We start from the raw sequence: 10,925 nt of genomic DNA on the forward strand, positions 1-10,925 counted from the left end.
CTATGGCACAGCGTGAAACCGCTTATTCGTGCCAAGGCGCAAGCAATGCGGGCACGGCCACATTCTTCAGGGTCACATACCTGGGTAACCCATCCGCGCCGTACGGCGGCGGCGCTTCGCCGTGGATCAGCGGGCCGAGGTAGGCTCGCGCCTTGGCGGTAATCCCGTAGCCGTCGCGGCGGATGAAGCCGGCCGGCAGGGTCTTCTCCTTGTTGGCGATTTTGGACAGCGGGGCGGCCTCGACCTTCCAGGCGTAGGGCGCGTCGGCGGTGCGCACAATCACCGGCATCATCGCGTTCATTCCGTCCAGCGCGTATTCCACCGCGGCGGTGCCAACCGCCTGCGCATGCTCCAGATCGGTCCTGGACGCCAGGTGCCGCGCCGAGCGTTGCAGGTAGTCCGGCAGCGCCCAGTGGACCTTGTAACCCAGCGTGTCCTGCACGCGGCCCGCCAGGTGCGAGGCGACGCCGCCAAGCTGCTTGTGCCCGAATGAATCGGTGCGACCGCCCGCGTCGGCGATGAACCTGCCATCGGCGTCGCGGATGCCTTCGCTGGCAACCACGACGCAATAGCCGACGCGCTCGACGGTGGATTTCGCCTTGGCCAGGAAATCGGCCTCGTCAAAGGTGCGTTCCGGCAACAGGATGAGATGGGGCGCCTGGTCGGGACCTTCGCCGGCCAGCCCGGCCGATGCGGCCAGCCAGCCTGCGTGGCGGCCCATCGCCTCGTAGATGAAGACCTTGGTGGAGGTCTCCGCCATCGCCGCGACGTCGAGGGCGGCCTCGCGCACCGACACCGCGGTGTATTTCGCCGCCGAGCCGAATCCCGGGCTGCAGTCGGTCAGCGCGAGGTCGTTGTCGATCGTCTTGGGCACGCCGATGCAGTGCAGCGGATAGTCGTACTCGGCGGCCAGGCGGGAGACCTTCAAGGCGGTGTCGGCCGAATCGTTGCCGCCGTTGTAGAGGAACCAGCGCACGTCGTGGGCGCGGAAGACGTCGATCAGGCGCTCGTACTTCGCCCGGTCCTCCTCCAGCGACTTGAGCTTGAGCCGGCACGAACCGAATGCGCCGCCCGGGGTGTGGGCGAGGGCGCGGATGTCGGCGATCGACTCTTTGGAGGTGTCGATGAGCTGCTCGCGCAACACGCCAAGGATGCCGTCACGCGCGGCGAGCACCTTGACCTTGCGCTTGCGCGCGGTCTGGATGACCGCCGAGGCAGTGGCATTGATGACGGCCGTGACGCCGCCGGACTGGGCGTAGAGCAGTGTTCCAGAAGGCATGGGGATTCCAGGAATATGAATGCCGGCGGCCGGCAAGGATGCGTTAAGCTGATTGCCGTTTGCCGGGCTGGTTGAGAGGCTGCTGCGAGTGTAGCGCCGGCCCCGTGTGGCCCAGGTACACAGCCCTGGCCAGCGCCAAATTCAGACACAGGAGACAGCGATGCGATTGGTACTTCTCGGCCCCCCCGGCTCCGGCAAGGGCACCCAGGCCGTGCGCCTGAAGGAACACCTGCAGGTTCCGCACATTTCCACCGGCGACCTGCTGCGCGCCGAGGTGGCCGCCGAAAGCAAGCTGGGCATCGAGGCCAGGGAAGTGATGGCCCGCGGTGAGCTGGTCTCCGACGAGATCCTGCTGGGCATGCTGGAGAACCGGTTCTCCCAGGAGGACACCAAGGGCGGCTTCATCCTGGACGGCTATCCGCGCAACCTGGCCCAGGCCGATGCGTTGACCGCTCTGCTGGAGCGAATCGGCCAGCCGATGGACGCGGCCGTGCAGCTGGACGTGCCTTCCGAACTGCTGGTGGAGCGCATCGCCGGCCGCGCCAAGGCCGAAGGCCGTGCCGACGACACGCCCGAGTCGGTGCGCACGCGCCTGAAGGTGTACTCGGACCAGACCGAGCCGGTAGTGGACTTCTTCCGCCAGCGCGGCAAGCTCAGCGTCGTCGATGGCGTCGGTTCGCTGGACGACGTGTTCGTGCGGATCATCTCGGCGTTGAAGCCCGTGCCCGAGGTCGGCTGATCGCGCGATGAAACTGCATATCCTTGGCGTCGCCGGTACGTTCATGGGCGGCGTGGCAACGCTCGCCCGCGAGTTGGGCCATCAGGTGGAAGGCAGCGACCAGGCGGTGTACCCGCCCATGTCCACGCTGCTGGATACGCTGGGCATCGAGCTGCGCCAGGGGTACGAGCCGGGCAACATCTCCGCTGACTGCGACCAGGTCGTCGTCGGCAACGCGCTCTCGCGCGGCAACCCGGCGGTCGAGCAGGTGCTCGATGACGGGCGCGCGTACACCTCCGGTGCGCAGTGGCTGGCCGAGAACGTGCTGCCGGGGCGGGACGCGCTCGCCGTCGCCGGCACGCATGGCAAGACCACGACCACCTCGATCCTGATGTGGCTGCTGGAGGCCGCCGGCCGCGGTCCGGGCTTCCTGATCGGCGGCGTGGCCGAGGACTTCGGCGTCTCCGCGCGCGTCGGTACGGGCCGCGAGTTCGTGGTCGAGGCCGACGAGTACGACACCGCGTTCTTCGACAAGCGCAGCAAGTTCGTCCACTACCGCCCGCTGGTCGCGATCCTCAACAACCTGGAGTTCGACCACGCCGACATTTTTCCAGATGTGGCCGCGATCCAGCGCCAGTTCCACCATCTCGTGCGGACCGTGCCGCGCCGCGGCTGCCTGGTCGTCAATGGCGAGGACGCGCACCTGGCCGAGGTGTTGGCGATGGGCTGCTGGACGCCGGTGCAGACCTTCGGCCTGGATGGGGCGGCAGCGGTCGCCCCGGTGTCCCCGGCGCTTGCATTCAACTGGACCGCCCGCCTGCTGGCCGACGATGGCAGCCGCTTCGTAGTCATCCACGACGGCGCAGAAGTGGGCGAGGTCCATTGGCCCCTGCTGGGCCGGCACAACGTCATGAACGCGCTGGCCGCACTGGCGAGCGCGCACCAGGTCGGCGTCGAACTGCCGGACGTGCTCACGGCGCTGGCCGGGTTCAGCAGCGTCAAACGGCGCATGGAGCGGGTGGGCGAGTGCGCCGACATCACCGTCCACGACGATTTTGCCCACCACCCCACCGCGATCGCGACCACGCTGGCCGGCCTGCGCGCGCGGGTCGGGGGCGCGCGCATCGTCGCCGCGCTGGAGCCGCGCAGCAATTCGATGCGGCTGGGCGCGCACGCCGATGCGCTGGCGCCGTCGCTGGCGCAGGCGGACGCGGTCGTGTTCCTGCATCGCCCCGAGCTGGCCTGGGACGCGGGTGCGGTGGTCGCCGGACTGCGTGGTGAAGGCAGCACGGCGCCGGATGTCGAGAGCCTGGTGGCCGACCTGATCACACGGGTCCGGCCCGGTGACCACGTGTTGTTCATGTCCAATGGCGGTTTTGACAATGCGCCGCGCCGCTTCCTGGCCGCGCTTCAGGACCGGCCGCCACTGCGCTAGGCTGGGGCAATGCCCATCGAAACCGCTCCCGACACGCTTCCGCTGTTCCCGCTGCCCACGGTGCTCCTGCCGGGCGCGCCGCTGGGACTGAGGGTGTTCGAGCCGCGCTACCTGGACATGATCCGCGAGTGCGGCCGCAACGAATCGGGTTTTGGCGTCTGCCTGATCCTGGAGGACGAGGGCGACGGCAAGACCCGCGGCGCCGCGGCGGCCTACGGCACCGAGGCGCGCATCGAGGATTTCGACCTCGGTGAGGACGGCCTGCTTACGCTGCAGGTGCGCGGGACACGCCGGTTCCGGGTGCGCGATGTGCGCATCCGTGACAACGGTCTGCAGGTCGCCCGGATCGACTGGTGCGAGCCGGAGCCGGTATCCCTGCTGTCGCCCGAACACGGCCTGCTGTCGACCCTGTTACGCGGCATCCTGGAGCGCTTCGGCGGCGAGTACGCCAAGGCCGATCAGGCCCTGTTCGATGACGCGTCCTGGATCGGCTGGCGGCTGGCCGAGCTGTTGCCGCTGGAGGATGAGCAGCGCCAGCAGCTGTTGCAGATCGATGATCCCGATGAGCGCCTGGACCGCCTTCTGGTCCTGTTGCCCGACGAAACCTGAGGCCGGGTCCAGCGCCGGTCAGGGCCCGGTGCGCACGCGCAGCACGTTGACGCCGTTGTTTGGGTGCAGACCCTCCTGCATGTCGAAGCCCTCCAGGGCGGCAGTCACCAGCGCGTGGGCCTCGCCGTCGTGTGGACGCGGGAGCCACAACACCGCCGCGCCGAGCGGCTTGGCCAGGTGCAGGGTCTGGGTCGTGCCCAGCCACAACGGCGCGCCGTCTTCCAGCAGCACCGGCGCCGACCACAGCCGCAGCGCGTAACGCTCGTGCGGAATGCGCCCGGGATGGAGCATCAGCAGGCTTTCGGCGTGTGCGTCCAGGGTCGCGGGCAGGACCACCTGCTCGCCAATCGGCGTGTCGTCGTCCAGCAGGTTGAGCGTTGCGGCCCAGTCCGCCTGCGGCTGGACCTGCCAGCCGGCGGCTTCCAGGGCGGCCTGCAGCGGCGCCAGTGAGCCGGCGACCTGGACGTCCAGCGGCCAGCGACGGCGGGGATCGTTTTCGTTGCGTTGCGCCGGAAGGTTCGTCCAGCCGTCGCGCCACCAGCTGCCGCGTTCCACGTAGGTGGTCGGCGCGGCGGGCTCGAACAGGGGCAGCAGCCGATCGGCTGCGCCCGGTGCGTGCCACAGGCCCGCGGCGATGAACGTGATGTAGAACACCGCCGCCAGCGGGCGCATCCAGAACGAGCGGGCGACATGGCTGCGATAGGCGATCCCCAGGATCAGCAGCCAGACCAGGCCGAACAGCGCGCTGCCGACCAGATCGCTGAACCAGTGCGCGCCCAGATACAGTCGCGCGAAGGCCACCACCGCGGTGATCACGCCCGCCAGCAGGTAGGGCCAGACGCGCTTGCGCCCCGGCAGCTCGCGCGCGATGAGCACGGCGAAGAAGCCGAACACGATGGTCGTCATCGTCACCGTGACCGACGGAAACCCGAAGCCTGCCGGCGCGGTCGGCGGGCGCGGCATGTCGATCACCGCCTCCAGCAGCGCGGTCAATGCCAAACCGAACACCAGCGCGGCCAGCCAGTGCGCGGCGGCCATCCAGCGCCGCCGCCACAACAGGTAGGCCAGCGCCACCGCTGCGGCGGAGCCCAGCACCTGCATGTCGCCCAGGCTGGCCAGGCCGGCCATCAGCCCATCGGCGAGCGGGTTGCGCAACCCGTACATCACCGCGTTGATGTGGTGGTCGATCGCCAATGGGCCGCCGCTGGCGAGCAGGGTCGCCAACAGCGCAAAGCAGCCCCAGCTGATCGCCAGCAGCGAGACTGCGAGCATCGCCAGGGACGCCGACTCCGGGCGGTTCGGGTCGACCAGGGCGCGCGCGTAGCGGCCCAGCTTGGGGTGGCGGCGGGTCCACGCCAGCAAACGCGCGAGCGACACGTCTGCATTCTGGGCGAACCAGCGCCAGCTGTAGAGCACTATCGCCCAGACCAGCGCCACCGCGACGGCCAAGCCGCCCAAGGCGAGCGCAAGCCGGTCGGCCACTGCTGCGACCGCGTCGTAGGAAGCGCCGAGCACCCAACCCGGGGCGAGGAACAGCCCGGCCCACAACAACGCGGCGAACGCGCTGGGGATCGCGTAGCGCTTGACCGGCATGTGCAGCATGCCGGCGATGGCCGGCACGAACGGACGCACCGCGCCGACGAAGCGCGCGATCAGGATGCTCTTGACGCCGTGGCGGCGGAACATCGTCTCACCGCGATCCAGCCATTGCGGGTAGCGCAGGAACGGCCAATGCGCGCGCAGCCGCTGCGGCCCAAGGTGGCGGCCGAACCAGTAACTCAAGCCATCGCCGGCAAACGCGCCGGCTGCAGCGCATACCAGGGCATACGGTCCGTTGACGTGGCCCAGGCCGATCAGCGCGCCCGCGGCGAACAGCAGCGGCAGGGCGGGGACCACGATCCCGACGATCACCAGCGCATCGCAGAAGGCGATCAGGAAGATGAGCGCGCCGGCTGCGATGGGGTGGGTACCGATCCACTCGGTAATGGTTTCGAGCCACGCGGAATTCATCGCCGCATTATGGCAGCGGCCAGCGCGACGGGCGCATGCAAAGAGGCCGCCATGGCGCGCGTTGGAGGCAAGTCCGTAGACTTGCGCTCCATGTCCATCCGCAAACCTCCGTTGGATACCGCTGACGCAGCCGTCGAGATCGAGGCGCTCAAGGCCGACAGCTTCGGCCGCATCTCCTTGATGCGCGGTCCGCAGGGCGTGTTCGTGCGCCGCGATCTGGGCCATGTGCCGCTGTGGCTGCGATTGCCGGCGTGGTGGCTGGCGCGGCGCGAGGCGCGCGGTTTGCAGCGTGTCATCGGAATGCAGGATGTGCCGCTTCTGCTCAACTGGGATGGCCGCCGGCTCGACCGCAGCTACATGGCAGGCGCGCCGATGTACCTGGCGCCGCCACACGGCGATCTGGCCTACTTCCGCCAGGCGCGCCGGGTTCTGGGGCAATTGCACCGCTGCGGGCTGGCCCACAACGACCTGGCCAAGGAGGCCAACTGGCTGGTCCTGGACGACGGCCGCCCCGGCATCATCGACTTCCAGCTGGCGGTCCGCGGCAACCCGCGCTCGCGATGGATGCGCCTGCTTGCACGCGAGGACCTGCGCCACCTGCTCAAGCACAAGCGCACCTACTGCCCGCAGCACATCACGCCGGTGGAGCGGCGCGTGCTCAAGCGCCATTCGTGGGTGCGCGACGCGTGGTTCGCCACCGGCAAGCCGGTCTATCGGTTCGTCACCCGACGCTTGCTGAAGTGGGAAGACAACGAGGGCCGCGGCCCGCAGCCCTGACATGGCGATCCGCTGATCGACGCGGCTGATCGACGGCGCTGATCCAGGGACGCCGGCCTACAATGGCCGCCTTCCCCAACCAGTCGAGCTGCCATGTCCAGCCTGTCCGGCAAGACCCTGTTCATTACCGGCGCCTCGCGCGGCATCGGTCGCGCCATCGCGCTTCGCGCCGCACGTGACGGCGCCAATGTCGCCATCGCGTCCAAGTCCTCCAGGCCCAACCCGAAGCTGGCCGGCACGATCCACTCGGTCGCCGCCGAGGTGGACGCCGGCGGCGGCAAAGGGCTCGCGCTCAAGTGCGATATCCGCGATGAGGACCAGGTCCTGGCCGCCGTCGCCGCAACCGTGGACGCGTTCGGCGGGATCGATATCCTGGTCAACAACGCGAGCGCGATCTGGCTGCGCGGCACGCTCGACACGCCGATGAAGCGTTTCGACCTGATGCAGCAGGTGAATGCGCGCGGCAGCTTCCTGTGCGCGCAGGCCTGCCTGCCGCACCTGCTGAAGGCGGCCAATCCGCACATCCTCAGCCTCGCGCCGCCGCCCAGTCTGGACCCCAGGTGGTGGGGCCCGCACACCGGCTACACGCTCGCCAAGATGGGGATGAGCTTCGTGACCATAGGCCTGGCCGCCGAATTCGGCCCGCAGGGTGTCGCCGTCAACGCGCTCTGGCCCCGCACGATCATCGCCACCGACGCCCTGAACATGATTCCCGGCATCGACATGGCGGGCTGCCGCACCCCGGAGATCGTCGCCGATGCCGCCCACGCCGTCCTGGTGCGCGAGGCCGCCGGGTTCCATGGCCAGTTCCTGATCGACGACGACGTGCTGGCCGAGGCCGGAGTGGAGGACTTTTCCGGGTACGCGGTCGATCCATCGCGCGAGCTCCTGCCCGACCTGTTCCTGTAATCGGGTCCACACCGATCCATCGCGCGCTTTTCGCGCCAATTTTTCGCGCCAATGAGGAGAGTCCGATGAAGTACCTGCACGCGATGCTGCGCGTCCACGACCTGGACGCGACCAGCCGGTTTTTCACCGAAGGCCTGGGCCTGAAGCAGACCCGGCGCATGGACAGCGAGGAGGGCCAATTCACCCTCGTGTATTTCGGCGCACCGGAGAATCCGCAGGCCGAGATCGAACTGACCCACAACTGGGGGTCGGATGAGGATTACGGCAACGCCCGCAACTTCGGTCATCTCGCCTTCGAAGTCGACGACATCTACGCGACCTGCGCGCACCTGCAGGCGTTGGGCGTGACCATCAACCGTCCGCCGCGCGATGGACGGATGGCGTTCGTGCTCTCACCGGACCGGATCTCCATCGAGTTGCTGCAGAAAGGCGAGCGCCTGCCGCCTGCGGAGCCGTGGGCTTCCATGCCCAATACCGGCCAGTGGTAGCGGCTCGCCGCTCAGTCCATCAGTTCCGGTAGCGCCCCGCCGCAACGGCGGCAGTAGCGGGCATCCGGCTCGTGCCCTTCCAGGCCGCACACCGGACAGCCACGGTTGTCATGGCGCTCGCGCTCGTTGCCTTTTGCCCGGCGCATGCTGGTGGCCAGTTCGGCGGTATAGATCCCGGTCGGCACGGCGATGATGCTGTAGCCGATCAGGATCAGGGTGGAGGTGATCAAGCGGCCGATGCCGGTCTGTGGCGCGAGATCGCCGAAGCCCACCGTGGCCATTGTCACGATCGCCCAGTACATCCCGGTCGGGATGGTGCTGAAGCCGTACTCGGGGCCTTCGATGACGTACATCAGGGCGCCGAAGATCAACGCGATCGTCAGCAGCACACTGACGAACAGGAAGATCTTGCGCCGGCTGCGCCACAGTGCACCGGTCAGGACACTGCCTTCCTCGACGTAGCGGGTGAGCTTGAGGATCCGGAACACGCGCAGCACCCGCAGGATCCGCACCACCAGCAAGGCCTGCGTGCCCGGCAGGAAAAACGACAGGTAGGTCGGCAGGATCGACAGCAGGTCGATCACGCCCCACATGCTCAGCGCGTATCGAAGCGGGCGTTTCACCACCACCAGCCGCAACAGGTACTCGGCGGTGAACACCAGGGTGAAGCCCCACTCGATCCGGTACAGCGCCTGGGCGTGGTCGATGTGCAGCCACGGATCGCTGTCGAGCATGATCACGATCACGCTGGCGAGGATCGTCAGAATCAGCAGCAGGTCGAAGTTGCGCGCCGGCGGGGTGTCGTGGTGGTAGATGATCTCGAACCAGCGCCGCCGCCAGCCGCTTTCGGTGGCGGGATTGAGTTGAGGCGTGAACAACAGGCGCATCGCGTTCCTCCAAGGGCGCCGCAACCGGCATGTCTCGCAAGCCGGAGGGCGCGTGTATCGGGGAGAATACCTGCTCGCCCACCGCACACCCGAGCGCCATGACCGATCCCGCCCAACTGCACCAGCTCAGCGAGCGCTACTACCTGCCGGTCTACCGCCCGCATCCGATCGTGCTCGACCGCGGGCAGGGCTCACGCGTGTGGGACAGCGCCGGTCGGGAATACGTCGACTTCGGCGCCGGCATCGCGGTCAATGCGCTGGGCCATGCGCATCCGGCGCTGATTGCCGCGCTGACTGCGCAGGCTGCCAAGCTGTGGCACACCAGCAACGTGTTTGTCAGCGAGCCGCCGCTGAAGCTGGCCCAGGCCCTGGTCGACGCGGCGGGTTTCGCCGAGCAGGTGTTCTTCTGCAACTCCGGCGCAGAGGCCAACGAGGCGGCGATCAAGCTGGCGCGGCAATGGGCGGCCGGGCAAGGCCGCGCGCCCGACAGGCGCGTGATCCTGACCTTCCGCGGCGGGTTTCACGGACGCACCCTGGCGACGGTGACGGCCACCGCGCAACCCAAATACCAGGCCGGTTTCGAGCCGCTACCGGGCGGCTTCCGCTACAGCGATTTCAACGACCTGCAGGCCGCCGAAGCCGCGATGGCTGCCGGCGACGTGAGCGCGGTGCTGGTCGAGCCGGTCCAGGGCGAGGGCGGGGTGACGCCGGCGACCGACGACTTCCTGCACGGCCTGCGGACCCTGTGCGATCGCCACGGCGCGTTGCTGATGCTGGACGAGATCCAGTGCGGCATGGGGCGCACCGGCACGCTTCTCGCCTGCGACGGCTACGGCGTGCGACCCGACGTGGTGACCCTGGCGAAGGCGCTGGGAGCCGGCTTTCCGATCGGCGCGATGCTGGTCGGCCCGGCCGCTGCCGGAGGCATGGGCTTCGGCCAGCACGGCAGCACCTTCGGCGGTAACCCCTTGGCCGCTGCGGTGGCGCTGGTGGCGCTGCGGGAAATCGCATCCCCAGGCGTGCTGGCGAACGTGGCGCGTCAGGCGCAGGCGCTGCGAGCCGGCCTGGAGGATATCAACCGTGACCTGGGCGTATTCGGCGAGATCCGCGGCCGCGGGTTGATGCTGGGTGCCCAGCTGCGCCCTGAAAGTGCGGGTGAGGCCAGCGCCATCCTCGCGCGCTGCCTGGAGCACGGCCTGCTGTTGTTGCAGGCGGGACCGGATGTGCTGCGCTTCGTGCCCGCTCTGAACATCGGCGATGCGGACGTCGCTGAGGGCTTGCAACGGCTGCGGCAGGCGCTTGAGGCGCATGTGGTTGCGACGCGAAGCTCATTATCGGATGCGGCGCTGGATACGGGAAATTAAGTCCGAACACGATAGTTCTATGACGGCGAGCCGCTGGCGCCGGGGCTTGCAGCGGCCTGGACAGACCGTTTTCGCAACTCCCGCGACGCCGCCCACTCGCCGCCGCGGAATCAAACCGTCAAGCCGCGGCAACCTCGGCGAATGCGCCGCGCGCCGCCTCCAGGGTCTGGGCGATTTCCGCCTCCCCGTGGGCGCTGGACATGAAGCCGGCCTCGAACGCCGACGGCGCCAGGTAGACGCCACGATCCAGCATCGCGTGGAAGAACCTGCCGAAGCGCTTCGGGTCCGACGCGGCCGAGTCCTCGAAGGTCTCCACCGGACCCTCGCGGAAATACAGGCCGAACATGGCTGGCGCACGCGTCGTGTGGAACGCGACGCCCGCCTCGCGCGCGATCGCCTCCAGCCCGTCGCAGAGCGCGTTGGTGCCCGCCTCCAGCGCCGCATGGAAG

Annotated in this window: 11 protein-coding genes (1 of these 11 cut by a window edge); 7 read left to right on the forward strand and 4 right to left on the reverse strand. The window is 68.6% G+C overall.

Annotation, left to right across the window (positions count from 1 at the left end; translation table 11 throughout):
- Positions 1 to 22: 22 nt before the first annotated feature.
- A complete protein-coding gene (locus tag INQ41_RS02920) occupies positions 23 to 1,279 on the reverse strand; it encodes a 6-phosphofructokinase (protein WP_193986064.1) in 1,257 nt (418 codons plus the stop codon).
- 160 nt (positions 1,280 to 1,439) lie between these two features.
- On the opposite strand from INQ41_RS02920, the gene INQ41_RS02925 reads away from it, so the two are divergent.
- Genes INQ41_RS02925 through INQ41_RS02935 form a run of 3 tightly spaced genes read left to right on the forward strand, consistent with a single transcriptional unit; the run spans position 1,440 to position 4,041 of the window.
- Positions 1,440 to 2,018: an adenylate kinase gene (locus INQ41_RS02925; RefSeq protein WP_193986066.1), complete on the forward strand. Its 579-nt coding sequence runs from the start codon at positions 1,440 to 1,442 to the stop codon at positions 2,016 to 2,018.
- A 7-nt stretch (positions 2,019 to 2,025) separates the two neighbouring features.
- On the forward strand, positions 2,026 to 3,432 hold the full coding sequence (gene mpl, locus INQ41_RS02930) for a UDP-N-acetylmuramate:L-alanyl-gamma-D-glutamyl-meso-diaminopimelate ligase (RefSeq protein ID WP_193986068.1): 1,407 nt from the start codon (positions 2,026 to 2,028) through the stop codon (positions 3,430 to 3,432).
- Positions 3,433 to 3,441: 9 nt separating this feature from the next.
- Positions 3,442 to 4,041 carry an LON peptidase substrate-binding domain-containing protein gene (locus INQ41_RS02935; protein WP_193986076.1) on the forward strand — a complete coding sequence of 200 codons (600 nt, stop codon included), beginning with the start codon at positions 3,442 to 3,444 and terminating at the stop codon, positions 4,039 to 4,041.
- 18 nt (positions 4,042 to 4,059) lie between these two features.
- Here the strand turns inward: INQ41_RS02935 and INQ41_RS02940 are convergent, their stop codons facing one another.
- On the reverse strand, positions 4,060 to 6,051 hold the full coding sequence (locus INQ41_RS02940) for a bifunctional DedA family/phosphatase PAP2 family protein (RefSeq protein WP_193986078.1): 1,992 nt from the start codon (positions 6,049 to 6,051) through the stop codon (positions 4,060 to 4,062).
- Positions 6,052 to 6,141: 90 nt separating this feature from the next.
- On the opposite strand from INQ41_RS02940, the gene INQ41_RS02945 reads away from it, so the two are divergent.
- The 3 genes from INQ41_RS02945 (at position 6,142) to INQ41_RS02955 (ending at position 8,225) form a co-directional block, all read left to right on the forward strand.
- Complete coding sequence (locus INQ41_RS02945) at positions 6,142 to 6,828, forward strand: protein kinase family protein (protein ID WP_193986079.1); 687 nt, start codon at positions 6,142 to 6,144, stop codon at positions 6,826 to 6,828.
- Positions 6,829 to 6,921: 93 nt separating this feature from the next.
- Positions 6,922 to 7,737 carry an SDR family oxidoreductase gene (locus INQ41_RS02950; RefSeq protein WP_193986081.1) on the forward strand — a complete coding sequence of 272 codons (816 nt, stop codon included), beginning with the start codon at positions 6,922 to 6,924 and terminating at the stop codon, positions 7,735 to 7,737.
- Between the two features lie 65 nt (positions 7,738 to 7,802).
- Positions 7,803 to 8,225: a VOC family protein gene (locus tag INQ41_RS02955; RefSeq protein WP_193986083.1), complete on the forward strand. Its 423-nt coding sequence runs from the start codon at positions 7,803 to 7,805 to the stop codon at positions 8,223 to 8,225.
- A gap of 11 nt (positions 8,226 to 8,236) precedes the next feature.
- On the opposite strand, the gene INQ41_RS02960 is transcribed toward INQ41_RS02955, so the two are convergent.
- Positions 8,237 to 9,112, reverse strand: coding sequence for an ion transporter (locus INQ41_RS02960; protein WP_193986085.1), 876 nt, complete (start codon positions 9,110 to 9,112; stop codon positions 8,237 to 8,239).
- Positions 9,113 to 9,210: 98 nt separating this feature from the next.
- Between INQ41_RS02960 and INQ41_RS02965 the strand changes: the two genes are divergently transcribed.
- Positions 9,211 to 10,476 carry an aspartate aminotransferase family protein gene (locus INQ41_RS02965; protein WP_193986087.1) on the forward strand — a complete coding sequence of 422 codons (1,266 nt, stop codon included), beginning with the start codon at positions 9,211 to 9,213 and terminating at the stop codon, positions 10,474 to 10,476.
- A 118-nt stretch (positions 10,477 to 10,594) separates the two neighbouring features.
- On the opposite strand, the gene hemL is transcribed toward INQ41_RS02965, so the two are convergent.
- Positions 10,595 to 10,925, reverse strand: partial view of a glutamate-1-semialdehyde 2,1-aminomutase gene (gene hemL, locus INQ41_RS02970; RefSeq protein ID WP_193986089.1) — the final stretch only. Its footprint extends 962 nt past the window's final position; 331 of the gene's 1,293 nt are visible here — the last part of the coding sequence; the start codon falls outside the window, past its right edge — the gene reads right to left on this strand; the stop codon is at positions 10,595 to 10,597.

Source organism: Lysobacter ciconiae, assembly GCF_015209725.1.
Taxonomy (GTDB): domain Bacteria; phylum Pseudomonadota; class Gammaproteobacteria; order Xanthomonadales; family Xanthomonadaceae; genus Novilysobacter; species Novilysobacter ciconiae.

Excerpts from the sequence above, each read along its gene's own strand:
- INQ41_RS02945 (WP_193986079.1), top strand. The coding sequence starts at position 6,142 with ATGTCCATCCGCAAACCTCCGTTGGATACCGCTGACGCAGCCGTCGAG.
- INQ41_RS02960 (WP_193986085.1), bottom strand. The coding sequence starts at position 9,112 with ATGCGCCTGTTGTTCACGCCTCAACTCAATCCCGCCACCGAAAGCGGC.
- INQ41_RS02920 (WP_193986064.1), bottom strand. The coding sequence starts at position 1,279 with ATGCCTTCTGGAACACTGCTCTACGCCCAGTCCGGCGGCGTCACGGCC.
- INQ41_RS02955 (WP_193986083.1), top strand. The coding sequence starts at position 7,803 with ATGAAGTACCTGCACGCGATGCTGCGCGTCCACGACCTGGACGCGACC.
- INQ41_RS02965 (WP_193986087.1), top strand. The coding sequence starts at position 9,211 with ATGACCGATCCCGCCCAACTGCACCAGCTCAGCGAGCGCTACTACCTG.
- INQ41_RS02925 (WP_193986066.1), top strand. The coding sequence starts at position 1,440 with ATGCGATTGGTACTTCTCGGCCCCCCCGGCTCCGGCAAGGGCACCCAG.
- INQ41_RS02935 (WP_193986076.1), top strand. The coding sequence starts at position 3,442 with ATGCCCATCGAAACCGCTCCCGACACGCTTCCGCTGTTCCCGCTGCCC.
- mpl (WP_193986068.1), top strand. The coding sequence starts at position 2,026 with ATGAAACTGCATATCCTTGGCGTCGCCGGTACGTTCATGGGCGGCGTG.
- INQ41_RS02940 (WP_193986078.1), bottom strand. The coding sequence starts at position 6,051 with ATGAATTCCGCGTGGCTCGAAACCATTACCGAGTGGATCGGTACCCAC.
- INQ41_RS02950 (WP_193986081.1), top strand. The coding sequence starts at position 6,922 with ATGTCCAGCCTGTCCGGCAAGACCCTGTTCATTACCGGCGCCTCGCGC.